This is a genomic window from Arthrobacter sp. zg-Y1143, assembly GCF_030125565.1.
Lineage (GTDB): Bacteria > Actinomycetota > Actinomycetes > Actinomycetales > Micrococcaceae > Arthrobacter_B.
On sequence record NZ_JASKLW010000001.1, the window covers coordinates 291812 to 313948 of the forward strand.

At 66.8% G+C, this 22137-nt stretch carries 24 protein-coding genes; 13 read left to right on the top strand and 11 right to left on the bottom strand.

Features of this window, described 5'->3' with window-relative positions; translation table 11 throughout:
* Positions 1-44: 44 nt before the first annotated feature.
* Positions 45-827: a sigma-70 family RNA polymerase sigma factor gene (locus QNN98_RS01490; protein ID WP_227925865.1), complete on the bottom strand. Its 783-nt coding sequence runs from the start codon at positions 825-827 to the stop codon at positions 45-47.
* A gap of 165 nt (positions 828-992) precedes the next feature.
* Positions 993-1364, bottom strand: a complete 372-nt coding sequence (locus tag QNN98_RS01495; protein ID WP_283996031.1) for a hypothetical protein — start codon at positions 1362-1364, stop codon at positions 993-995.
* Positions 1365-1664: 300 nt separating this feature from the next.
* Between QNN98_RS01495 and QNN98_RS01500 the strand changes: the two genes are divergently transcribed.
* Positions 1665-2642, top strand: a complete 978-nt coding sequence (locus QNN98_RS01500) for an EamA family transporter (protein ID WP_283996032.1) — start codon at positions 1665-1667, stop codon at positions 2640-2642.
* A 3-nt stretch (positions 2643-2645) separates the two neighbouring features.
* Here the strand turns inward: QNN98_RS01500 and QNN98_RS01505 are convergent, their stop codons facing one another.
* Complete coding sequence (locus tag QNN98_RS01505; RefSeq protein WP_283996033.1) at positions 2646-4199, bottom strand: long-chain-fatty-acid--CoA ligase; 1554 nt, start codon at positions 4197-4199, stop codon at positions 2646-2648.
* Between the two features lie 147 nt (positions 4200-4346).
* Here QNN98_RS01505 and QNN98_RS01510 point away from each other — a divergent pair, with 147 nt between their 5' ends.
* Genes QNN98_RS01510 through QNN98_RS01525 form a run of 4 tightly spaced genes read left to right on the top strand, consistent with a single transcriptional unit; the run spans position 4347 to position 7108 of the window.
* Positions 4347-4820 carry an RNA polymerase sigma factor gene (locus tag QNN98_RS01510; protein WP_442860151.1) on the top strand — a complete coding sequence of 158 codons (474 nt, stop codon included), beginning with the start codon at positions 4347-4349 and terminating at the stop codon, positions 4818-4820.
* Entirely contained in the window at positions 4807-5475 is a 669-nt protein-coding gene (locus tag QNN98_RS01515) for a methylated-DNA--[protein]-cysteine S-methyltransferase (RefSeq protein WP_227912194.1), read from the top strand. The genes QNN98_RS01510 and QNN98_RS01515 overlap by 14 nt, the downstream gene beginning before the upstream one ends.
* Positions 5472-6158 (top strand): alpha-ketoglutarate-dependent dioxygenase AlkB family protein, encoded by a 687-nt coding sequence (locus tag QNN98_RS01520; RefSeq protein WP_227925859.1) that lies wholly within the window; start codon positions 5472-5474, stop codon positions 6156-6158. Before QNN98_RS01515 ends, QNN98_RS01520 begins: the two co-directional genes overlap by 4 nt.
* Entirely contained in the window at positions 6155-7108 is a 954-nt protein-coding gene (locus tag QNN98_RS01525; protein WP_283996034.1) for a DNA-3-methyladenine glycosylase family protein, read from the top strand. The genes QNN98_RS01520 and QNN98_RS01525 overlap by 4 nt, the downstream gene beginning before the upstream one ends.
* A gap of 22 nt (positions 7109-7130) precedes the next feature.
* On the opposite strand, the gene QNN98_RS01530 is transcribed toward QNN98_RS01525, so the two are convergent.
* A complete protein-coding gene (locus QNN98_RS01530; protein ID WP_227912188.1) occupies positions 7131-7514 on the bottom strand; it encodes a DUF1304 domain-containing protein in 384 nt (127 codons plus the stop codon).
* Positions 7515-7777: 263 nt separating this feature from the next.
* Between QNN98_RS01530 and pstS the strand changes: the two genes are divergently transcribed.
* From pstS to QNN98_RS01545, 3 genes are all read left to right on the top strand, one after another.
* Positions 7778-8893: a phosphate ABC transporter substrate-binding protein PstS gene (gene pstS / locus QNN98_RS01535; RefSeq protein WP_227912186.1), complete on the top strand. Its 1116-nt coding sequence runs from the start codon at positions 7778-7780 to the stop codon at positions 8891-8893.
* A gap of 126 nt (positions 8894-9019) precedes the next feature.
* Positions 9020-9220: a hypothetical protein gene (locus tag QNN98_RS01540; protein ID WP_227912184.1), complete on the top strand. Its 201-nt coding sequence runs from the start codon at positions 9020-9022 to the stop codon at positions 9218-9220.
* A gap of 111 nt (positions 9221-9331) precedes the next feature.
* Positions 9332-10810: a mannitol dehydrogenase family protein gene (locus QNN98_RS01545; protein WP_283996035.1), complete on the top strand. Its 1479-nt coding sequence runs from the start codon at positions 9332-9334 to the stop codon at positions 10808-10810.
* Positions 10811-10839: 29 nt separating this feature from the next.
* Here the strand turns inward: QNN98_RS01545 and QNN98_RS01550 are convergent, their stop codons facing one another.
* Positions 10840-11571 carry a GAF and ANTAR domain-containing protein gene (locus QNN98_RS01550; protein ID WP_227912181.1) on the bottom strand — a complete coding sequence of 244 codons (732 nt, stop codon included), beginning with the start codon at positions 11569-11571 and terminating at the stop codon, positions 10840-10842.
* A gap of 67 nt (positions 11572-11638) precedes the next feature.
* Positions 11639-12613 (bottom strand): lantibiotic dehydratase C-terminal domain-containing protein, encoded by a 975-nt coding sequence (locus tag QNN98_RS01555; RefSeq protein WP_227912179.1) that lies wholly within the window; start codon positions 12611-12613, stop codon positions 11639-11641.
* A 364-nt stretch (positions 12614-12977) separates the two neighbouring features.
* Here QNN98_RS01555 and QNN98_RS01560 point away from each other — a divergent pair, with 364 nt between their 5' ends.
* The 4 genes from QNN98_RS01560 to QNN98_RS01575 all read left to right on the top strand — a co-directional run bounded on the left by QNN98_RS01560 (position 12978) and on the right by QNN98_RS01575 (position 17059).
* Positions 12978-14528 carry an ATP-binding protein gene (locus tag QNN98_RS01560; protein ID WP_283996036.1) on the top strand — a complete coding sequence of 517 codons (1551 nt, stop codon included), beginning with the start codon at positions 12978-12980 and terminating at the stop codon, positions 14526-14528.
* Positions 14529-14622: 94 nt separating this feature from the next.
* Positions 14623-15768, top strand: coding sequence for a zinc-dependent alcohol dehydrogenase (locus tag QNN98_RS01565; protein WP_283996037.1), 1146 nt, complete (start codon positions 14623-14625; stop codon positions 15766-15768).
* Positions 15769-15784: 16 nt separating this feature from the next.
* Positions 15785-16360, top strand: coding sequence for a hypothetical protein (locus QNN98_RS01570; RefSeq protein WP_283996038.1), 576 nt, complete (start codon positions 15785-15787; stop codon positions 16358-16360).
* Between the two features lie 90 nt (positions 16361-16450).
* Positions 16451-17059, top strand: a complete 609-nt coding sequence (locus tag QNN98_RS01575; protein WP_283996039.1) for a DnaJ family domain-containing protein — start codon at positions 16451-16453, stop codon at positions 17057-17059.
* Between the two features lie 12 nt (positions 17060-17071).
* Here QNN98_RS01575 and QNN98_RS01580 read toward each other — a convergent pair whose 3' ends face one another.
* The 4 genes from QNN98_RS01580 to QNN98_RS01595 form a co-directional block, all read right to left on the bottom strand.
* Entirely contained in the window at positions 17072-18112 is a 1041-nt protein-coding gene (locus QNN98_RS01580; protein ID WP_227925852.1) for a hemolysin family protein, read from the bottom strand.
* On the bottom strand, positions 18105-19466 hold the full coding sequence (locus QNN98_RS01585; RefSeq protein WP_283996040.1) for a hemolysin family protein: 1362 nt from the start codon (positions 19464-19466) through the stop codon (positions 18105-18107). Before QNN98_RS01585 ends, QNN98_RS01580 begins: the two co-directional genes overlap by 8 nt.
* 287 nt (positions 19467-19753) lie before the next feature.
* A complete protein-coding gene (locus QNN98_RS01590) occupies positions 19754-19903 on the bottom strand; it encodes a hypothetical protein (protein WP_227912167.1) in 150 nt (49 codons plus the stop codon).
* 165 nt (positions 19904-20068) lie between these two features.
* Complete coding sequence (locus QNN98_RS01595; protein ID WP_227925850.1) at positions 20069-20581, bottom strand: CarD family transcriptional regulator; 513 nt, start codon at positions 20579-20581, stop codon at positions 20069-20071.
* Between the two features lie 424 nt (positions 20582-21005).
* Between QNN98_RS01595 and QNN98_RS01600 the strand changes: the two genes are divergently transcribed.
* On the top strand, positions 21006-21500 hold the full coding sequence (locus QNN98_RS01600) for an FBP domain-containing protein (RefSeq protein WP_227912163.1): 495 nt from the start codon (positions 21006-21008) through the stop codon (positions 21498-21500).
* 48 nt (positions 21501-21548) lie between these two features.
* On the opposite strand, the gene QNN98_RS01605 is transcribed toward QNN98_RS01600, so the two are convergent.
* Complete coding sequence (locus QNN98_RS01605; protein ID WP_283996041.1) at positions 21549-22136, bottom strand: TetR/AcrR family transcriptional regulator; 588 nt, start codon at positions 22134-22136, stop codon at positions 21549-21551.
* Between the last annotated feature and the right edge of the window lies 1 nt (position 22137).

Here is a 22137-nt window from a genome sequence, read left to right on the forward strand (position 1 = left end):
GCCCACGGGCGCGCGGGCGGTTCGGTTCAGAGGGCTCCGGCGGGTCAGGCAGTTGCCGGGCGGGCCGCGTTTGCGGCAGCTTCTGAAGGGCCGAGCAGCTCGTGCTGCAACTGCACCAGGATCCGGGCGAGCCGCCGGGAAACCTGCATTTGGGTCAGGCCCAGCCGGGTACCGATGGCCTGCTGTGATTCCTCGTGGAAATACCGCCGGAACAGCAGCTCCTTGTCAGCATCCGTCAGGTTCCGCACGGCCCGGCGGAGCATGGCGAGGTTTTCCGCGTGTTCCAGCCGCCCGTCGGCCGAAGCCCACTGTTCCGCGCCGGTGGTGCCGGCGATGGCGTCCAGGGATTCCGGCCGCAGGCTGCTTTGGCAGTTCAGCGCCTCGGCTACCGTTTTGGCGTCCACGCCCAGCGCCTCGGACAGTTCGCAGAGCGAGGGCGCATGCCCCAGTGACTGGAACAGCTCCGGCTGCAGCCGGGCGATGGCGGTGCGGAGGTCCTGCAGGTGGCGCGGCGGGCGTACCACCCAGGAATGGTCGCGCAGGTACCGCTTAAGCTCGCCGTGGATGGTGGGCACGGCAAAGGCCGGGAAATGCGGACCGACCGCCGGGTCGAAGCGCCGGACGGCCTTGATCAATCCCATGTAGGCCACCTGGCGCAGGTCGGCCAGTTCACGGCCGCGGCCCGCGTAGGCGGCGGCAGCGGTTTCGGCTATATCGCGGTACTTAAGGACCAGTTCGTTGTGCAGCGCCTGCTGCAGGTCCCCGCGGGCCTGGCGGGCTTCTTCGAAGTGGTGCAGGGACAGGGGAGAGCTGCTGGAGGAGCGCATGGGCGGGCAGGTATTTCAGCCGCAGGTCCGGCCCTCTGCTGGACCGCCTGAACAGGACACCAGAGCGGCCACCTGTTATCAAGAGTCCGGACCACTTGTTTTGCTGCTGCTCCTTGAAATGCGCAGAGAGCAGAAGGTATAAGGTCCGGCGGCGGGGGAAGGCGGTTAGCGCCTCCGTGCCAGCAGGTTGCGAAGTGAGGTGACGGAATGGTCCGGAGCGGCAGTCCCCGCCTCGCCGTCCTCCTGCACCGGCTCCTGCACCGGCTCCTGTCCCGCTGCAGGGCCGCGTCCCCGTTCACGCGCCGTCGTCTTCGCGCTGCGGTGCAGGACCAGGGCGGCGACGGCGGCTGCCGCGGCCAGGGCGGTGCCCAACGCAACCATGAGGTTGCAGTACATCCAGAGGAACATCAGGGCAGCCGGGGTGCCGAGCGGCGCCTCAAGGAACCCGGCGGCGGAAACCACCCAGAAGGCTATGCATACGGCCAGGAGGAGCCAGGCGGTGCGCTGACTGACAAGGGTAATCAGTTTCTGCTTCATGGCAGGAAAATCCCGGGGAAGATTGGAGGCGCCGTCTTCTTGACCCATCAACCCTAGGCACCTCACCGTCACGTGCGGGGGTTCTGCCGTGCATGGCTCCGATTTGGCGGCCGAGGGGTTGCCATCCGGCCGGGCGCACTGTGCAGGAACGGATGGTTGCCATATCCGTCCGCGATGGATACGGCAACCGCACCGAGTGGTCGGGGGTGCAGATGTATTGAAACCCGTCCCGCCCCGGGGTAGCGTCGCCGTCGTTGTTCCCTCCCGGCACGGTACCGGGAACCCGTCCTGAGGAGACCCATGGAGCCAGAGCAGACAGCCGCCCCCAAGGCGCTGCCCGCAAGCGTTTCCGGGCTGGTAATTGCCCTGTCCTCATCCGCCGTTTTTGGGCTCTCCGGCTCCTTCGCCAAGTCCCTGCTGGAAACCGGGTGGACCACCGCCGGTGCCGTTGCCGTGCGGATGCTTGGAGCCGCGGCGGTCCTGACTGTCCCCGCCTTTATTGCGCTGCACGGCCGCTGGGAACAGGTGCGCGGCAACTGGCGCACCATTGTGCTGTTCGGATTCATCGGGGTGGCCGGCTGCCAGTTTTTCTACTTCAACGCGGTGGAACGCCTCTCCGTGGGGGTGGCCCTGTTGCTGGAATTCCTGGCACCGGTGCTGATGGTGCTGTGGATTTGGGCCGCCACCCGGCGCCGGCCCGGTATCCGCACCATCCTCGGCGCCCTGGCCGCCATCGCAGGGCTGGTCCTGGTGCTGGACCTGGGCGGCAGCATCCGCATAGATCCGGTGGGCGTACTCTGGGGCCTGGCCGCCGCGGTCTGCCTGGCCATCTACTTCTTCATCACCGCCAAGCAGAATGACTCGCTGCCACCGCTGGTCCTCGCCACCGGGGGCATGCTCGTGGGCGGCGCCACCATGGCACTGCTCGGCCTGATAGGGGTTCTTCCCCTGGGCTTCAGCACAGCAGGAGTGGAACTGGGCGGCTGGCACACCACCTGGTGGGTGCCCGTGGCCGGACTGGTTTTGTTCTCCACCGTACTGGCCTACGTCACCGGCATCATCGCCGCGCGGGCCCTGGGCTCACGCGTGGCCTCCTTCGTTTCATTGACCGAAGTGCTTTTTGCCGTGCTGTGGGCGTGGCTGCTCCTTGCGGAGCTGCCACGCCCGGTACAGCTGGCCGGCGGGGCCATGATTGTTGCCGGCGTAGTGCTGGTCCGCTCCGACGAACCTGCCGGGCTTCCGGGCGAAGCTGCCGCCGACGTCGAGCCGTACTCCTGAGAACTACGCCGTGGGGGTTTCGTCCAGAAGCGGGCGGGGAGGGGCGGAGACCTTGATTTCGCGCTTGAGGATCTTGCCCGTGGGCCCCTTGGGGAGAGCGTCGGTGAGTTCGATGCGGCGCGGGTACTTGTAGGCGGCCAGCCGGTCCTTGGCGAACTGGGCGATGTCCGCCAGCAGGGCTTCGCGTGCGGCGTCGTCGGCCGGAACGGCTTCTTCCCGAAGGCCCACCACAGCCACGATTTCCTCGCCGTGCAGCGGATCCGGAACACCGATCACGGCCGCCTCGGAAACGGCAGGATGCTCGTACAGCACTTCCTCGACCTCGCGCGGATACACGTTGTAGCCGCCGCGCAGGATCATGTCCTTCTTGCGGTCCACAATGTAGATGTTGCCCTCCTCGTCGAACCGGGCCAGGTCCCCGGTGCGGAACCAGCCGTCGGGAATGGCTGCGGCAGTGGCGTCGTCGTTCCGCCAGTAGCCCTTCATGACACCCTCGCCGCGGACGGAGAGTTCGCCAATCTCTCCCACGGGGACGTCCGCGCCGTCGGGATCCAGCATCCGCACCTCCATGCCGTCCACGGCCTTGCCGATGGAGCCGGCACGCCGTCCCTCGCCGGGAAGATTAAAGGAGACGATGGGCGAGGTTTCAGACAGTCCGTAACCCTCCAGCAGCTGGATGCCGAACACGTCCTCGAACTCGTGCAGCACCTCCAGCGGCATTGCTGAACCGCCGGTGATAGCGCCGCGCAGCGAGGAGAGCTTGGTGTCCTTCACGGCGGGATGGCGGAGCATGCCCACGTACATGGTGGGGACACCCTCAAAGATCGTCACGCCGTCGCGTTCGATGATTTCCAGGGCCTTGCCGGCATCAAACCGGGGCAGCAGGCTGATGGACGCGCCCGCGAGCAGGGCCGAGTTCAACGCGGCGGTCTGGCCGAACACGTGGAAGAACGGCAGCCCGCCGAAGATCACATCGGTTTCCCGGGTATCCAGCAGGGACCTGGACACGATGGCGTTGCTGCGCAGGTTGCGGTGCGTCAGGGCAGCACCCTTCGGCCGTCCGGTAGTGCCCGAGGTGTACAGGATCACCGCGATGTCCTCACCGTCCACCTCCGCCAGGTCCGGCCGGGAATCCGCACCCGCCAGCAGCCCCATGAAAGAGGAGGAGTCCACCGTCACCACTTCCACGCCGCCGTCGGCCTCTTCTGCTCCGGCAGAGACTTCACCGGCCACGCCCTCCCAGGCGAAAACCAGCCGGGCACCGGAGTCCTGCAGGTGGTAGGCGACCTCGCGCGCCTTCAGCAGCGGATTCATGGGGACAACCACGGCGCCGTAGCGCAAGACACCGTAATACACGAAGGCCATCTGCGGAATGTTGGGCATCACCAGGCCGACGCGCTCACCCGGCACCACCCCGCGGGCGGCCAGGAGTCCGGCTACCTTGGCGCTCATCGCGTCCAGGGCGGCGTAGGACACCACCGTGTCGTCGAGTTTCAGGGCGGTCCGCTCCGGAAAGCGGGCTGCGGTTTCCGTAAGGATTCCGGCGAGGTTCTGCATAAGGATCTCCTTTGATCTCTGCGGCATCTTCGGGCGGCTGATCCCTGCGATGTAGGAGGCAGTCTAGCCACAGCCGGCTGCCCGTAAATCTTTTTTCCGGCACCGGGCTCACAAACCGTCCGCTGAAACCGTCTACCGTATGTGGAAGTGAAACCCTTTGAGCAGATTGTCCGGGAGCACGGCGCGGCCGTGCTGCGGGTCTGCCGCGCCGTGTTGGGGCCGGACCAGGCCGAGGACGCGTGGTCCGAAACCTTCTTGGCGGCACTGCGCGCCTATCCGGACCTGCCCGAAGGGGCCAACGTGCAGGCCTGGCTGGTCACCATTGCCAAGCGCAAGGCAGTGGACCAGCACCGGAGCACCGCCCGCAGCCCGCTGCCGGTGGAGGCGGTTCCGGATACACCCGCTCCCGTACCGGCCGACACCGACGGGCTGTGGTTTGCGTTGAAGACCCTGCCTGTCCGGCAGCGGGAGGCGCTCGCCTACCACCATCTGGCCGGGCTCCCGTACGCCGAGGTGGCCCGGGTGCTCGGAAGCAGCGAAGCGGCCTGCCGCCGATCCGCCGCCGACGGCATCAAGAAACTCCGTGCCCTGTATAAGGAGGACAGCAATGGCGTCCTTTGACCTGTTCAATGTGCCCGCATTCAATCTCCCCGCAGCGTCCGTGCCCGAACCCGTTCTTGCCGCTGCAGGCGAAGCCGCCGCTGATCCGCGGGAAACCGCCGCCCTCGCCGCCCTGCATTCCCGCTTGGCAGAGGACGCGCAGGCCGCCGGGGTGCTGGATGTGGCCTACACCGTGGTGGACAGTCCGGTGGGCGGACTCATCCTTGCCGCCACCGAGGCTGGCCTGGTGCGGGTGGCCTTCGAATGTGAAGGAGTGGATACCGTGCTGCAGGACCTCAGCACCCGGATCAGTCCGCGGTTGCTGGAAGCGCCGGAGCGGCTGGCCGAACCCGCTGCCCAGCTGCGCGGGTATTTCGAGGGCAGCAGGCGCAGCTTCGACCTCGCCTTGGACCTGCGGCTGACCACCGGCTACCGGCGGACGGTCGTCGAGGCGCTGCAGGGGATCGCCTACGGGCGCACGGCGACCTATGCCGGCATAGCAGCCCTGACCGGCAATCCCGGGGCCGTCCGCGCCGTGGGCACCGCCTGCGGCCGCAACCCCCTGCCGCTGGTGATTCCCTGTCACCGCGTGCTGCGCTCCGACGGAACCACCGGCGGCTACCGCGGCGGCCCGGCTGTCAAGAAAACCCTCCTCGACCTGGAAGCCGCCGCATGAGCTCCTCCCTTTTCCCCCGCGAACGCTCCGAACCCGCCGTCGGGGCGGTGCATGTGCCCGGCTGGTTGCCGCCGGGACAGCAGCGATCCATTGTTGAAGCGTGCCGTCAGTGGGCCATCGGACCGGTGCCGATGCGGTCGGCAGTGCTGCCCGGCGGGCATCCCATGTCGGTCCAGACGGTGTGCCTGGGCTGGCACTGGCAGCCGTACAAGTACACGCGCACGGCCGACGACGCCGGCGGCGGGCGCGTCGCGGAGCTGCCCGACTGGCTGGTGCAGCTGGGCCGCGACGCGCTCAAAGAGGCCTACCGGCAGGCGGACGGCAGCTACGCGAGGGAGGACTTCCGCCCGGAGAATTACACGCCGGACACTGCGCTGATTAATTACTATGCCGAGGGCGCACATATGGGGATGCACCAGGACAAGGATGAAAAGTCCAGCGCCCCGGTGGTTTCCATCAGCATCGGCGATACCTGTGTCTTCCGGTTCGGCAACACCGAAACCCGCAACCGCCCCTACACGGACCTGGAGCTGGAGTCCGGTGACCTGTTTGTCTTCGGCGGACCGTCCCGGTTCGCCTACCACGGTGTCCCGCGCACGGTGGCCGGAACCGCGGACCCGGAGTCGGGACTGGCCACCGGCCGGATCAACATCACCCTGCGCATGACCGGCCTCAGCGGATGACGCTGACGGGGGAAGAAACGGGGAAAGAAACAAGGGAAGAAAAGTTCGACGGCGGCGCGGCCGGCGGCGCGCGTACCCGCAGCCTGCCCTGCCGGGGACCACTGGCCTGGGCGCCGCTGGCCAGCGCACTGCAGGCCCACGCCGTCCCGGGGCTGGAACGGGTAATGCCGAAGCCCGGCGGCGGGGTGGGCGTGGAACGGCTGCTGACGGTTGGATCCACAGTGGTTCCGGTGAAGGTGCACCTGCACCCGGACGGGGTGGACCTGGAAGCACCGGCGCTGCCGCAGCCGGAGGAAGCCGCCCTCATCACGACGGTCCGGGCCTGGCTGGACCTGGACGCAAATCCGGGCGTGGTGGATTCCTTCCTCGCCGGATTTGATGTGCTGGCGCCGCTGGTCCGGCGGCATCCCGGCCTGCGGGTGCCCGGCTCCACGGACGGCTTCGAGACCGGGATCCAAACGGTCCTCGGCCAGCAGGTATCCCTCGCCGCGGCCCGAACCTTCGGTGCCCGCCTGGTGGCAGCCTTCGGCGAGCCCGGCCCGGCAGGACTCACTGCCTTCCCCTCCGCGCACCGGCTCGCCGCCGTCCCGGCGGAGGAGATCCAGGCGGCCGTAAAGATCACGCACGCCAGGGCCAGGACCGTTAGGGCCCTGGCCGCTGCCGTCGCCGCCGGGCTGCCGCTGCAGCCGGGCGCCGATCCGGGGCAGGTCCGGGCAGGATTGCTGGCCCTGCCGGGCATCGGCCCGTGGACGGCCGACTACTTGGCGGTGCGTGTGCTGGGGGACCGGGACGCGTATCCTGCCGACGATCTGGTGCTCAAGCGCGCGCTCGGAGTCGGAACCGGACGCGAAGCGGCCCGGCTGTCCCAGCCGTGGCGCCCGTGGCGCTCCTACGCCTTGTTCCACCTGTGGACTCAGGCGGCTTACGCCCCGGCACCCTCCGGGGCATAGACGTCAGCCGAGGCCTAACCGCTCAGGTCCCGAGCAGCGAAAAAACCAGGGAAAAGGCTGCGGGCCCGCCCTGGATCAGGGACAGCCGTCCCAGCCGCCGGTCACTGAGGGCAAGCACTACGGAAGCCAGCAGCATGCAGGCAGTGGTGAACGTCATCAGGGTCAGCCCGGCCACCGGATTGCCGGCCACCAGCAGCACTACCCCCAGCCCGGCCCCCACAGCCAGGAAAAGGTTGTAGAAGCCCAGGTTGTAGGCAAGCTGCGCCGTGGCGGCTGGAGTGCCCGCGCCCCGCAGCTGAAAGATGGCCACCGTGTCCGGCTCGGTCCAGCGCAGGGATTCGAGCATAAAGAAATAGAAGGCAACGGCCGCTGCGACGACGGCGAGGATAGCTGCGGCAATCAGCACGGGTGCTCCCTAGGCAAGGCGCCGGCAGAGGGTTGAGCGCGGGCGGAGCCCGCCGGCCCCGGCACATGGCGGCGGGTAATCTCCGCGGTGCCGTCCATCCTGACAGCCGGGGCCGGGCCCCTCAAGGGGAAGCTGGACTATCGGATGGCGGCTGCGGTCCAAAGCCAGCTAGCCTTGAAAGAGCGGCCGGTTGACCGCTGCACCCCCGCAGCTCCCCCCGCCGGCCTTGGACGCCACCGCCGCTTCCCCAGGAAGGACATCCCTTGCGCCCAATCCGTCCCCTCCGCACGCTCGCCGCCGCACTGGCAGCCACGCTGGCACTGGCCGCCTGCGGGTCCGACTATCCGCTCGGGGACGCCCAGCGGGACGCAGCCGAGAACAGCACCTCCATGCTCAGCGGTGTCTTGTCGGGCGCCGGTTCGAGCGCGCAGGGCCCGGCGATGGACGCTTGGATCGCCGGGTTCGGCACCCTGCATCCGAACGTTCAGCTGCAGTACTCCCCGGACGGCTCCGGTGCCGGACGCAGCGCGCTGCTGGCCGGCGCGGTGGACTTTGCCGGTTCCGACGCCTACCTGCAGGAGGAGGAACTGGTGGACGCCCGGGCGGTCTGCGGTCCCGAAGGGGCGCTGGACATCCCGGCCTACATTTCCCCCATAGCCGTGGCCTTCAACCTTCCCGGCATCCAGTCGCTGAACCTGGACGCGGCCGCCATCGCCAAGATATTCCGCGGCGAAATCACCCAGTGGAACGATCCGGTTATTGCTGCGCTCAACCCGGACGTGGACCTGCCCTCCACCCGGATCACTCCCGTGAGCCGGGCGGATGACTCCGGGACCACGGAAAACTTCACTGAGTACCTGCATGAGGTGGCCCCGGATGCCTGGCCGGACGCGCCGTCCGGGACCTGGCCCGGCGGGCTGCAGGGCGAGAACGCGCAGGGCAGCTCCGGCGTCGTCAGCACCGTGACCCGGACGGAAGGGGCGCTCACCTATGCCGATGACTCGGTGATTGACGAGTCGATGGGCACCGCCAACCTCCTGGTGGGGGAGGACTTCGTGCCGATCAGCGCCGACGCCGCGAGCACCGCCGTCGAACAGTCCACCCGGGTCCCGGGGCGCAGCGAACACGACATTGCGCTGCAGCTGGACCGGCGAACCACAGCGGCGGGCGCCTATCCGCTGGTACTGGTGTCCTACCAGATCTACTGCAGCTCCTATGACGACGCCGGGCTGGTGGAGCGCGTGCAGGCCTTCGGTAAATACGTTGTAAGCGAGGAAGGCCAGCAGGCATCCGCGGACGCGGCGAAGAGCGCGCCCATCCCCAAATCCCTCGCCGAGGAGGCCCGCGCAGCTATGGAATCGATCACCGTCCGGAAGTAGTTTCCACGGCTTTGGGGCCTACCTTCCGGTATCCCGCCGCCTGCCGCAACTCCTCTTACGGTGCCCTCTTGCGCCCCCTGACGGCCGGTGTCACCGTGGGTTTACGCAACGCTGAAGGGGGCTGCTGTGGAACCTATCCGAATAGAACGCTGGTGGCCGTACCTGGACGGTTCGGCCAAGGACTGGCTGAGGCATAACCTCCGGCAGGACGGTCTGCCCTCGAAGGTGCAGGACCGGATTGCCGAGGCCGGAGGCCCGGTAATGGACCCCATTCTTGCTGAGCCGGACTGGGTATTCATTGAACTCGATGCCCAGGCAGTGGAGTAGGGCGGCCAGGCGGAGACCTCTCCTGGGATGAACCCGCCGGGACGGCCGGACGCGTGCCAAGAACGGTACGGACCTGCTAGATTGTCCGGACCTCCGGCCTAAGGCGGCGTTATGACCAAACTCAGTGAAGAGTCCCTTTCCCACCTGCCGCCCGGTGTCGCGCGGCCCGGTTATGACCGGTCGCAGTTGAGCACCGGCATTGTGCATTTTGGTGTGGGCGGCTTCCACCGCGCGCATCAGGCGATGTACCTGGACACCTTGATGAATCAGGGACTGGCCTTGGACTGGGCGATCTGCGGCGTAGGCGTGCTGCCCCAGGATGCGGCCATGAAAACTGTCCTGGACAGCCAGGACTGCCTGTACACGCTGATGCTGAAGTATCCGGACGGTACCCGCGAAGCCCGGGTGATCGGCTCCATCGTTGAATACCTTTACGCCCCGGAGGACCCGGAAGCCGTTATTGAAAAGATGGCGTTGCCGGGCACCCGGATCGTCTCCCTGACCATCACCGAGGGCGGTTACAGCATCAGTGACACCACCGGGGAGTTCGACGCCGGAACGCCGCAGGTTGCCGCGGACCTGGCACCCGGGGCCGTACCTTCCGGGGTTTTCGGCCTGGTGACCGAGGCCCTGCGCCGCCGCCGGGACAGGGGTCTGGGGGCGTTCACCGTGATGTCCTGCGACAACATCCCCGGCAACGGGGAGGTCGCGAGGAAGGCCTTCGGAGAGTTTGCGCGGCTGCTGGATCCGGAACTGGGGGAGTGGGTACTGGCCAACGTCGCTTTTCCCTCCTCGATGGTGGACCGGATCACACCGGTGACAACGGACGAGGACCGCACCCTGCTGGCACAGGAGTTCGGGGTGGAGGACGCCTGGCCCGTAGTGTCCGAGGACTTTGCGCAGTGGGCGCTGGAGGACACGTTTGTGCAGGGGAGGCCGCCCTGGGAGGACGCAGGCGTGAGCGTGACGGCAGACGTGGAACCGTTTGAGCGGATGAAGCTGCGCCTGCTGAACTGCGGACACCAGGGAATTGCCTACCTGGGCTATCTGGCCGGGTACCGGTACGCGCACGAGGCGGTGGCGGACCCGAAGCTGGCCAGGTTCCTGCTCGACTACATGGACAAGGAAGCCACGCCCACGCTGCTGCCCGTGCCCGGGGTGGACCTGGACGCCTACAAACGGCGGCTGCTGGAACGCTTCGGCAACGAATACGTGCGAGACACCCTGGCGCGTCTGTGTGCCGAGAGCTCGGACCGGATTCCCAAATGGCTGGTACCGGTAGTGCGGGAAAACCTGGCCCGGGACGGCGAGGTGTCCCGTTCCGCGGCCATCATTGCCGCCTGGGCGCGCTACGCCGAGGGTGTGGACGAAGCAGGGAAACCCATTAATGTGCTCGATCGCCACCGGGAAGACGTGATGAAGGCGGCGGCCCGGAACCGGGAGGATCCGCTGGCCTTTGTGTCGCAGCCGCAGTTCTTCGGTGAGCTCGCTGCGGATCCGCGGTTCACCGGGGCATATCTCGCCGCCCTGGACGCCCTGCACAGCCACGGCGCGAAGGCTGCCGTCGCCGGCTTGGTGGACGGAGCCTGAGCACAGGCTTCCGTTGTACCGCTGGGACGTTAGTCCACGAAGTGGGTTTCAACGCCCTCGGATGTTACCGAGCTGACTATGCGGCCGGCCAGGTCCCGCAGCTTGACGTTCCGGTTGCTGGAGGCCTGGCGGAGTATTTCAAAGGCCGCCTCTTGGCTGCACTTGTTCTGGGCCATCACAATTCCCACCGCCAGGTCAATGACCGTGCGTGCCTGCATGGCGGCGCGCAGGTGTTCGGCAGCACTCTTGTGCCGGGACAACTGGACTGCCAACTGCAGGGCAATCGCCGCTTCTGCTGCAAAAGCTTCCGCGGCCTGCACCGTTTCCGGCGTGAAGTACCCGGGCTCGCGGGTGTAGAGATTCAGTCCTGCACCGCCGTCGTTGCCCAGGAGGAGCGGGACGCCAAGGATCGAATAGAAGCCCCGGTCCTGGATGGCATCCGTATAGTCCGGCCACCGCTCTTCGGTGCGCACGTCCGCCACCAGGACCGTCCGTCCGGTGCGGGAGGCCCGCAGGCAGGGGCCGTCGCCAAAACCGTACTGAACCTCATCCAGTGCCTTGGCCGCCTCGCTGCTGCTGGCCACCGTAGTCCCTTCCTTGTTCCGCAGCAGGGTCACTCCTGCCAGCACTTCCGTGTCCTTGCTGAACTTTTCGGCGGCGTGGACAACGAAGGCCTCGAGGAAGAACTCCACCGACTCTGTCCGCAGAAGGATCTGCTGAAGTTCGGCCGCGACGGAGTGCTGCTCCGGGACTAGGTTCATGGGCTGAGTCTATCGCCACCGGGCCCCGTTACCGTTACGGACAGGGCCCGGCGGGGCTAGGCGTCCGCTAGAGCGTGTCGCTCATTTCGACTTCCTTTTCCCGGCTCCAGGTTCGCGCGTAGACACCGATCAGGGCTTCCTGGCGGAGGGTGAATCCGAGCCGGTTCAGCAGGGTATGCGCTTGATAGACGGTCAGGTGCTGGGCGCTGCGGCTGGCGCCGGCCTTGTCCGCCCGGTACAGGTAGGTGTCAATGGCCCGCAGCCAGCGGCGGCGCCAGTTCGCGACGGCGGATTCGGACGCCGTTGCGACCATCAGCCGGTGGACCGGCATGAGCTGTGCCTGTGCCTGGGCTCCGGTGGCCTTCTGCACGCCTGCCGCCCGGGGGTCCGAGGCCGTGCAGCTGTGCAGGTGGCTGTCCCAGTAGTATTCCCAGGAAACCCGGCGGCGGTCCGGCCAGGTGGACGCCCGCGGCCCTTTCATCATTGCGTAGGCGGAATCGAACAGCAGCAGCGAGGCCAGGGCGGAGCGGTTCTGCGCCTTCGCAAAGCGCGCCGTGGCCCAAAGGCAGAGATCCGAGGACAACTCAAAGACTTCCTCGGCCTGGGCGAGCCCCTCCACGCCGCCGTAGCGGGCCAGGTCCGCTTCGACCCAGGGAAGCAAAGGCTCGGTTCCAACCGTCCGGTCCAGCACCGGCTCGCTGAATTCCTGTGCCACCGCCATGCTGCGGACGGGGTCCCCGGCTTGCTCCTGCAGGGCCCCGAGGAGGGACTTGAGCCGGTCCAAGGCCTCCGTCGGGGCCAGGACACGCAGCCGAACCTGCGCGTTGGGCGGTTGCATGCGGCGGGTAAAAAACCATCGCCGGGTGCCCCAGAGCCTCGCCTGGGCAACTAGGGGAGTTACCAGTTCACTGATAATGCGGTCAGCCAAATCGAAACCGCCGGCGTCAATGGACAGATTCCACCATAGGAGATCGGCGGCGGGCCGGGGCGAGGTGCGGGAGGGGGTGCGGGAGGAGGTGCGGAGCGCGGCTGGCTGGCTCATGGCCATCCTTTCGGTGCTGTTCATGCTGGGCCACCCCTGCCGGAACACCTTCTCGCAGCATGTCCCGGGAAGGAAGTCTTTCCCAATCCGGGGACCGTGTCCACAGCCCGCGGAACCTCTCCGCGAAGACTGCTGTACCCCCTCCCAGATGGCCCGAATTGGAGTAATATCACCTGTCCGGATGCTGGTGGGAAGCGGCCACCGGACGCGGTTCCCGCCGGGGCAAGCCGCGGGTTTGCCGTGTCACATTCATGGTGCCGGGAAGCAGCCTGATAAGTTCACTTACCGGCGAATTACGAAACCGCCGGGTGCGCCTGTTTCCGCAGCGCGCTGTAGATATCTGTTCTTTCCCCAAAGGTCCGGCATGCATATTTTTTCCCGCGGCTTCCCGCGCATTGGCGGGCGGCGGCGGCGGTCCGTCCCGGATCTTTCCACGCTTTTCCACCAGTCTCCCTCCGGATATGTGGTCCTTTCCGCACGCGGGGTGATCGAAGAGGCCAACCACACGTTTGCTGCCTGGACCGGCCGGAACCGCAGTGCGCTGGAAGGTACCGTTTTTACGGACCTGCTCGCTCCGGAAGACCTGCTCGAATACCAGCGCTGGACGGCGGCCCTCAGATCCGGAACCGGGCCGGTCCAGAACCTGGCGGTGGACTTCCACGGCCCGGACGGTGAGCGGCTCCCGGCCCTGATCGCCGGGGCACGCAGCCCCGGGCGGGGCCTGGACCTGATCAGTGTTCTTCCCGAAACCGGGCGGCGCCGGTATGAACGGGACTTGGTGGAAGCCCTGCAGCAGGCCGAAGCCGCCGAAGAAGCCCGCGGAGCGGCGGAACTGCGCGCCCGCGAGCGGGAATCACTGCTGCACGCGGTGCTGGACACCGTGGATGTGGGCGTGCTGGTGGTGGACCGGGACGGCCGGGAAATCCTTGCCAATGCGCTGATGGAAAGCAGCCGCGCCGGGGCAGCCACCGGAGATATTGCCGGCCCCGGCGGTTCCGAGTGGCCCGTCTACGGCCCGGACCGGGTCACCCCGCTTCCGGACAGCCAGCGCCCCATCCGGCGGGCCGTTTCCGGTGAGTCCTTCGCCGAGGAAATCGTATGGGTCGGTACCGGCCAGGGACAGCTGGCCGTCAGCGTCTCGGCCCGCTCCGTCCGGGGCGGCGGCGGCTTCAAGGGATCTGTCCTTGCGTTCAGCGACGTGACGCAACTGGTCCGGGCGTTGACGGCCCAGCGTGAGTTTGTAGCCAATGTGTCCCACGAGCTGCGCACTCCCCTGACGTCGATCCTGGGCTATCTCGACATGGCGTTGGATAGCGGCGAAAACCTGGCCGAAGACGTCCGTTCCGCCCTGCAGACGGCGGTGCGGAACGCCGAGCGGCTGCTGCAGCTGGTAACGGACCTGCTCTCGGTGGCCGCCGGGAACGAAACCGTGGAGGCCAGGGAAGTCGACCTCGCCGCCGTCGTGCGTGCTGCTGTCGATTCCTTTGGGCCGCGCGCCCGGGTGAACGGGGTGGAATTCAAGGTTGACCTGCCGGGCGACCTTTCTGCCGTGGCCGATCCCAGGCGGATTGGGCAGGTGCTGGAAAACCTGGTCTCCAACGCGGTCAAGTACTCGCCCGACGGCGGCGTGGTGCGGGTGAGCGCGCGGGTTGAAGCGGGCATGGCAGTGATTGACGTTGCTGACAGCGGCATGGGGATGTCCCAGGAGGAGCAGGAGGCAGCCTTCACCCCGTTCTTCCGCTCGGGACGGGCGCTTACGGCCGCCATTCCCGGTGCCGGCCTCGGTCTGGTGATCAGCCGCCGCATCGTGGAAGAGCACGGCGGCAACATCCGGGTCCGCAGCGAGCCGGGAGCCGGAACGCTCTTTACCGTGAGTTTGCCGGTGGCCGGCCCGGATACGGACTTGCAAAGCTAGTAAGTCTGCTTATGGTTAACGTGCCCGGGCGGCGCCCCGGAGGGACGGCAGTCCCGCGCAGCTGATGATCCGGCAGAACTGAGGAGGCAGGCCCGTGCGAGCAATGGTGTACCGAGGACCCTACAAGGTTCGGGTGGAAGAGAAGGCCAGGCCTTCCATAGAGCATCCCAACGATGCCATTGTCCGGGTCACCCTGGCCGCCATTTGCGGCTCCGACCTGCACCTTTACCACGGACTGATGCCCGATACCCGGGTTGGCCATACCTTCGGCCACGAATTCATCGGTGTGGTCGAAGAGGTCGGACCCTCGGTGCGGAACCTGTCAGTGGGGGACCGTGTGATGGTGCCGGCCAACATTTACTGCGGCACCTGCTATTTCTGCGCCCGCGGAATGTATTCGAACTGCCACAACGTGAACCCGAATGCCACCGCCGTTGGAAGCTTGTACGGCTACTCCCACACCACCGGCGGATACGACGGCGGCCAGGCGGAGTACGTGCGCGTTCCCTTCGCGGACATCGGGCCTTCCTTGATTCCCGACTGGATGGACGAGGAGGATGCCCTGATGTGCACCGATGCGCTGGCAACGGGCTATTTCGGCGCCCAGCTGGGAGACATCGTGGAGGGCGACACCGTGGTGGTCTTCGGTGCCGGCCCGGTGGGCCTCTACGCCGCCAAGTCGGCGTGGCTGATGGGAGCTGGCCGGGTCATCGTGATTGACCATCTGGACTACCGGCTGGAAAAGGCCCGGACCTTCGCGCATGCCGAGACGTACAACTTCACCGAGTACGACGACATTGTGGTGCACATGAAGAAAATCACCGACCATCTGGGCGCCGACGTCGCCATTGACGCAGTGGGCGCCGAAGCGGACGGCAACTTCCTCCAGCATGTCACCGGCACCAAGCTCAAGCTCCAGGGCGGTTCTCCCGTAGCCCTGAACTGGGCCATCGACTCGGTGCGCAAGGCGGGGACCATATCGGTGATGGGTGCCTACGGTCCCATGTTCAGCGCCGTGAAATTCGGTGACGCCATGAACAAGGGCCTGACCCTGAATATGAACCAGGCCCCCATGAAGCGGCAGTGGCCGCGGCTGTTCGAGCACATCCGGGCCGGCTACCTCAAGCCCAACGAGATCATTACGCACCGGATTCCGCTTGAGCACATTGCCGAGGGATACCACATGTTCTCGGCCAAGCTGGATAACTGCATCAAGCCCGTGATCGTCCCCGGCTCCTGAAAGGAAGCACCTAACCATGGCCTATACCCCGCAGAAACCGGCCCTGACTCCCACCAGTGATGAACTGCGCGCACGGATCCCGGGCTGGGGCGCGGACCTTGATCCGAAGGACCGCCCCGCGGTGCCCAAGCTGCAGTTCGATCCCACGCTCAACGGCGCGCATTGGGAGTTCCCGGAGCGCCAGGAGGAGAAATATCCGCGCGAACGTTCCATTGAGCATAAGTTCCTCACTCCCGTGTTCGGCACGTCCTGCCCGCCCAAGGGACTGTCCGGTGTGATGCGCCGGTACGCCTACCGCCGGTTCAGCGAAGCACGGGCGGCACATTGGCTGATCCTGCTGGCAGCGGACCGGGTTGACGCGGTGGAAAGCCATCTGGCCTCCTTCCTGACCCTGCATCCGGACAATCCGATAACCGAGACGGGGGTGCTGAGCGAGTTCTCCCGGCGCGGGTATTCCTCCCGCGTCGGACGGAAGCGAGCGGATGTTAACCACCAGTGGATCGACCCCATCATCATCGGCGGACCGTGGCTGCTGGCCGGCGCCGGGCTGGCCGCGGGCATCGCGGCAGCGGTACGCCGGCTGCGCAGCTAGGCATTGGGGTTGCGTTGCCTGCCTCCACCCCCGGCGGAATACTGGTGGGGACGCAAAACGGAAGCCGGACGGGTGAGGCGGTGAGAGGTCATGGACGGCAGGGGTGTTGAACAGTACCGGCGCCGGATGGAACGCGCGGCACAGCTGAGGGCGGCCGGTGCCGGGGGCGGCCTGGACCCGGAGGATGTGGAGCAGGCCGCGGCTGAAGAGGAACTGCAGCACAAGCGGCGGCAGGTGGACGACGCCGCACGTGCGGACTACCTAGTCCGTGACGCGATGGCGCGCGGCGACTTCGACAACCTGAAATATGCGGGCAAGCCCATCCCCGGCCTGGGCGATGGCCATGATCCGGACTGGTGGATCAAGGGGGTGCTGCAGCGTGAAAACGTTACCGGCCTGGGGCCTGCGGCCATCCTGCTGCGCACCGAGGACGCGGAACTGGATGCCCGTCTGGATACCCGATGGAGCGAGCGGCAGGTCCGCGAGATCCTGGAAGACTTCAACACCCGGGTCATCAATGCCCGCCGCCAGCTCGAAGGCGGGCCGCCCGTGGTGACCAGGACCCGCGACGTCGAGCAGGAAATACTGCGCTGGCGGGAGCGGAAGGCCGCAGCCGCGGCGGCGGAAGAGGCGCAAAAAGAGGCCGCCGCCCCGGAAGCGGAGCGGCGGCGGTGGAACAGGTGGAAGCGGCGCCGTTAGCGCGGACCCGGCCTAGACCGTGGTGGCGTCGTGGACTTCGCCCACAAGCTCTTCGATGATGTCTTCCAGGAAGAGCACGCCGGTGGTGTTGCCCTTGGCGTCGAAGACCCGCGCCACGTGGGCGCCGGTGCGGCGCATGGTGGCCAGTGCGTCCTCCAGTTCGCCTCCCCGGTACGCCGAGGCAAGCCGGCGGATGCGCTTGGCCGGCACCGGCGCGGCGAATTCATCCGGACCGGTCAGGTCCATGACGTCCTTGAGGTGCAGGTAGCCGTCCGGGTCGCCGTCCTCATTGGTCAGGATGTACCGCGAATAGCCGTGGATATCCACGGCCTGCTGCAGGTCCGCCGGCGAGGCCGTTTCGGGCAGCAGCACCATCTGAGCAATGGGAACCTCGACGTCGGCCACGGTCTTTTCAGTGAACTCGAAGGCCGCCGTCAGGGTGCCGCTGCGGTCGGTGAGCACGCCGTCGCGCGTGGACTGCTCCACAATGTTGGCAACTTCGTCCAGCGTGTAGGCACTGGTGGCCTCGTCCTTGGGCTCTACCTTGAAGAGGCGCAGCACACCGTTCGCTATACCGTTCAGGGCCCGGATGACAGGGCGGACAATCCGGGACACCATCACCAGCGGCGGGGCCAGCAGCAGTGCGGCGCCGGTGGGAACCGAGAAGGAAATGTTCTTGGGCACCATTTCACCCACCACCACGTGCAGGAAGGTCACCAGCAGCAGCGCCACTACGAAGGCAATCATCCCGATGGCGTCCGCGGACAGCGAGGTCAGGCCCAGCGGGATCTCCAGCAGGTGGTGGATGGCCGGTTCCGAGACGTTCAGGATCACCAGGGAGCAGACGGTGATGCCCAGTTGGCTGGTCGCCAGCATCAGGGTGGCGTGTTCCATGGCCCAGAGGGTGGTTTTGGCGGCCTTGCTGCCGGCCTCGGCCTTGGGCTCGATCTGGGAGCGGCGGGCTGAGATGACGGCGAACTCGGCACCCACGAAGAAGGCGTTGACCACCAGCAGCACTACGAGCCAGATGATTCCGGGCAGGTATTCACTCATGGGTCAGGTCCTTGGTCAGTGAGTCGACAATGCGGTCATGGGCACTTACGGGCGCCTCCAGGGAACCCGACGGCGTGAACCGCAGCCGCTCAATGTGGTTGCGGACCACCCGTTCGACGCGGAGCGTTCCGCTGCCGATCTCCACTTCGTCGCCCAGCTCGGGAATGCGGTCCAGTTCATCGGTGACGAATCCGGCGATGGTGTCGTACTCCTCGCCGTCCGGTACCTCGATGCCCGTGCGGTCCAGCAGTTCGTCGGGCCGGAGTGCGGCGTCAAAAGTGATGGCCCGGCCGGTGCGGACCACGCCCACCCGGGCGCGGTCGTGTTCGTCCTCGAGCTCGCCGACAATTTCCTCGACCAGGTCCTCAAGGGTCACAATCCCCGCAGTGCCGCCATGTTCGTCGGAGACGATGGCCACCTGCAGGCCCTGGGCGCGCAGCAGCCCCAGCAGGGTGTCCGCATCCATGGACTCGGGCACGTGCATCGGTTCCACCATCAGCTCGGCGGCGGTCACGGAACCTCGGCCGGCCAGCGGAACTCCGAACGCCTGCTTCACGTGCAGCACGCCGAGGATGTCGTCCGAATCGCGGCCGATCACGGGGAAGCGGGAGTAGCCGGTGGCGGTGGCAGCGGCCACCACCTGTTCCGCCGTATCCGTGCCGTGAACCGTATGCATGCGGACGCGCGGCGTCATCACATCGGCGGCGCTGTGGTCCGCGAAGCGCAACGTGCGGTTCAGCAGCACGGCATGGTCCAGGTCCAGCACGCCTTCAAGGGCTGAGCGGCGGACCAGGGAACTGAGCTCCTCTGCGCTGCGCGCACCGGAAAGTTCCTCTTTGGGCTCAATGCCGAAGGACCGGATGATCGCGTTGGCGGTGTTATTGAAAAGCAGGATCACCGGCTTGAACACGGTGGTGAACACTGCCTGGAAGGGAACCACCAGCTTCGCCGTGGCCAGCGGCAGCGCAAGGGCGAAGTTCTTGGGCACCAGTTCACCGATGATCATGGAGAAGATGGTTGCCAGGAAGATGCCGGCCACGGCGCCGATTCCGGGCACCAGGGTGTCGGGAATACCCAGCGCCGCAAGCGGGGTGGCCAGCATGGAGCTGATGGCCGGCTCGAAGGTGTAACCGGTCAGGAGGGTGGTCAGCGTGATGCCGAGCTGGGCGCCGGAAAGATGCGTCGAGGTAATCTTCAGCGCGTTGATGGTGGGGTTAAGCCGTTTTTCACCCTTGTCCCGGCGGGCTTCAAGCTCCGCGCGGTCCAGGTTGACGAGTGAAAACTCGGACGCGACAAACAGTCCGGTGCCGACGGTGAGGAGCAAACCTACGCCAACCATTAGCCATTCATACATGGGGCTGCCCCTCTCTCGCGATAGCCGGTGCAGCCGGAGCGGACACGGTCTGCATTGCGGTCAGGACGGGGAGGGGCAAGGGTTTATGTGAGGGAGGGTCATCCATAGTCCAAGGAATATTACAGGATGCGTCTGGGCGCGGTTCCAAGGATTTTCCCAGCCGGAGCCGGAGCCGGAGCCGGAGCCGGAGCCGGCGCCGGAGCCGGAGCCGGAGCCGGCGCCGGAGCCGGCGCCGGAGCCGGAGCCGGAGCCGGGGGCGGGAGGCGGGGGCGGGGGCGGGAAGTGGACTACCGCCGGCCCTGCCCGTAGCTGGGCTCGCGGTTGGTGGAACCGGCCACGCGGTGCTGGCGCACCAGGCAGAACGGATCATAGATCTCAATCCCCAGCCGGCCGGTGCCGGGCATGGGCTGGCAGAAGCAGGTGCAGGGAAAGTTCACGGCCGCCTTTCCGGGTCCCTGAAGGCGCAGGACCCTCGAAGATCTTCTGGTGACTCCGGACGTGTCCCGTGGGGACGGAATCCGTCCTACTTTCCTTGATACAACCAAGGTGCGGCCCGTGCCAAAACGGGCCCGGCGCTGGAAACCGGCGCCGGGCCGCGCCGCCTAGCTGTTGGCCAGCTCTGCCTCGCCGGCAGCTTCCATCAGCACCGAGTCCAGCATCTCTCCGGCTTCTTCAGCGGACGCCGAACGGGCCAGGGCCAGCTCCGAAACCAGCAGCTGCCTGGCTTTGAGGAGCATCCGCTTTTCGCCGGTGGACAGCGGGTGCGTCCGCTCCCGGCACCAGAGGTCGCGCACCACTTCAGCGATCAGGTGCAGTTCGCCGGTGGCCATTTTGCCCTCATTGGCCTTGAAACGGCGGGACCAGTTGTCCGGTTCCATCCCGGCCGGTCCGCGCAGCACGGTGAACACGGCCTGCACGCCGGCGTCGTCAATGACGCTGCGCACGCCAACGTCTTCGGCATTGTCCGAAGGTAGCTTGATGGTGAGTTCGGTGGCGTGCACGCGGAAGGTCAGCGTTTCGCGTTCAATCCCCTTGACGGTCATGGGGGAGATGTCGGTAACGGTGACGGCTCCGTGGTGCGGGTACACCAGCGTCTGCCCAACGGTGAAATTCAAAATGACGTCCCTCTGTTCAGGTGGTTCCGAGTTCAGGTGGTTCCGAGATGCGCGGGCTCCCAAAGACCGAGAAACCAGCCGAGCCACCACTGGTGGCGGCCTGACGGACGGGCAATAGAGAAGGAGTCGTATTCCAGGCGAGGAGGTGCATAACTGCGGGGAAGGGTTGACTTTCAGCCGTACCGCTCCCGTTTTGTGCCCTCACGCTGTGCCGCTAGCTTATCCCCCCTGCGCAAGTCCCCGGCATCGGCCCGCCGCCGCCGGTTGCTAGGATGGCGGCGTGACCAACATGATGTGCGCGCGCTCTGCCGCCGCGGAAGGGCAGGTGGGCCCCGGGCCCTGCACTGCGTCCTCCGCTGCCCGCTGCCCCTGACGCGCCCCCGCGGCGCGCCTTTCCCAACCGCCGAAAGTGCTGCCGAACATCATGGAACCCCTGTCTGAAACGACCATCCGCAAATCCTTCATCAACGCCACCCGCTCCGAGGTGGCTGCCATGAACCTGCCCATCGGGTTCGAGAACATCAATTGGGAGATCCTCGACCAGCTGGGTTGGCGGGACCACAAAATGCCCCAGCGCGCCTATCTGGTGCTGCCCTTGGACGGAAAGCCGGTGGGAGTGCTGCTGCGCGCACCGGAACTGAGCGCCCCGAAGAACCGGCGGGTGCTGTGCGCCCTCTGCCAAGATGTGTTCTCGGAGGAGGAAGTCTTCCTCTACGTGGCACGCCGGGCCGGCCAGCGGGGCCGGGACGGCAATACCGTGGGCACCCTCATCCATGCTGACTTCACATGTTCGGTCAACGTGCGGGCAGACGTTGCGCCCACGCCCATCCATCCGGATCCGGATGCGGTGACCGCAGAGCGGATCCAGGGACTGCGCGGACGCACTGAGCTGTTTGTGCGCAACATCCTGGCGAAGTAGCGCGTTTCCCCGGCTCATCCACCGCCTCCGCGGGGAGGGGCCGGGGGACTACTGCCCCGGCAATTCCCGGTCCAGGAGAGTCCAAGCAGCTGTGCGCGCCCGGGCTGCCGGAGCTGCGGGCGTCCCGCGCAGCAGGCTGCTGAGGACTCCGTTGTATAGCAGCAGGAGCAGTTCTGCGACCCGCTCCGGGTCCTGGCAGCGGGCTTCGCGTGCCAGGTCCGTAAGCCGGCGGGTAACCAGGCGGGTGTCTTCAGCTACAAGGTCGAAGACGGGATCACTTGCCCCCTCCGCGGGCACAGACCGCTCGGAAGCCGTGGCGAGGAAGCAGCACCACTGTGTGGGGCCGGCCGCGGCACGGAACGTGTCCACGGCGTCGAAGATTGCCACCAGGCGCTCCCTCGGGGATTGGGCCGCGGCTACGGCTGCATCCCAGTGGGAGGTCCAGGACTCAAGCCGGCGGGAAAGGACGGCGTGGAGCAGGTTGTCCTTGGCTCCGAAGTGCTTGTAGAGGGTCACTACGGATACCCCTGCCGCCGCCGCCACGGAGTCAACCCCCGTGGTGGCAATGCCGTCGGAAAAGAACAGTCCTTCGGCGGCGTCGAGGATACGGTCCCGGGTGGGCTGGGGGAGAGGCATA

Coding starts and splice junctions, on each gene's coding strand:
- QNN98_RS01490 (WP_227925865.1), bottom strand. CDS start 827: ATGCGCTCCTCCAGCAGCTCTCCCCTGTCCCTGCACCACTTCGAAGAA.
- QNN98_RS01495 (WP_283996031.1), bottom strand. CDS start 1,364: ATGAAGCAGAAACTGATTACCCTTGTCAGTCAGCGCACCGCCTGGCTC.
- QNN98_RS01500 (WP_283996032.1), top strand. CDS start 1,665: ATGGAGCCAGAGCAGACAGCCGCCCCCAAGGCGCTGCCCGCAAGCGTT.
- QNN98_RS01505 (WP_283996033.1), bottom strand. CDS start 4,199: ATGCAGAACCTCGCCGGAATCCTTACGGAAACCGCAGCCCGCTTTCCG.
- QNN98_RS01515 (WP_227912194.1), top strand. CDS start 4,807: ATGGCGTCCTTTGACCTGTTCAATGTGCCCGCATTCAATCTCCCCGCA.
- QNN98_RS01520 (WP_227925859.1), top strand. CDS start 5,472: ATGAGCTCCTCCCTTTTCCCCCGCGAACGCTCCGAACCCGCCGTCGGG.
- QNN98_RS01525 (WP_283996034.1), top strand. CDS start 6,155: ATGACGCTGACGGGGGAAGAAACGGGGAAAGAAACAAGGGAAGAAAAG.
- QNN98_RS01545 (WP_283996035.1), top strand. CDS start 9,332: ATGACCAAACTCAGTGAAGAGTCCCTTTCCCACCTGCCGCCCGGTGTC.
- QNN98_RS01550 (WP_227912181.1), bottom strand. CDS start 11,571: ATGAACCTAGTCCCGGAGCAGCACTCCGTCGCGGCCGAACTTCAGCAG.
- QNN98_RS01555 (WP_227912179.1), bottom strand. CDS start 12,613: ATGAGCCAGCCAGCCGCGCTCCGCACCTCCTCCCGCACCCCCTCCCGC.
- QNN98_RS01560 (WP_283996036.1), top strand. CDS start 12,978: ATGCATATTTTTTCCCGCGGCTTCCCGCGCATTGGCGGGCGGCGGCGG.
- QNN98_RS01570 (WP_283996038.1), top strand. CDS start 15,785: ATGGCCTATACCCCGCAGAAACCGGCCCTGACTCCCACCAGTGATGAA.
- QNN98_RS01575 (WP_283996039.1), top strand. CDS start 16,451: ATGGACGGCAGGGGTGTTGAACAGTACCGGCGCCGGATGGAACGCGCG.
- QNN98_RS01580 (WP_227925852.1), bottom strand. CDS start 18,112: ATGAGTGAATACCTGCCCGGAATCATCTGGCTCGTAGTGCTGCTGGTG.
- QNN98_RS01585 (WP_283996040.1), bottom strand. CDS start 19,466: ATGTATGAATGGCTAATGGTTGGCGTAGGTTTGCTCCTCACCGTCGGC.
- QNN98_RS01600 (WP_227912163.1), top strand. CDS start 21,006: ATGGAACCCCTGTCTGAAACGACCATCCGCAAATCCTTCATCAACGCC.
- QNN98_RS01605 (WP_283996041.1), bottom strand. CDS start 22,136: ATGCCTCTCCCCCAGCCCACCCGGGACCGTATCCTCGACGCCGCCGAA.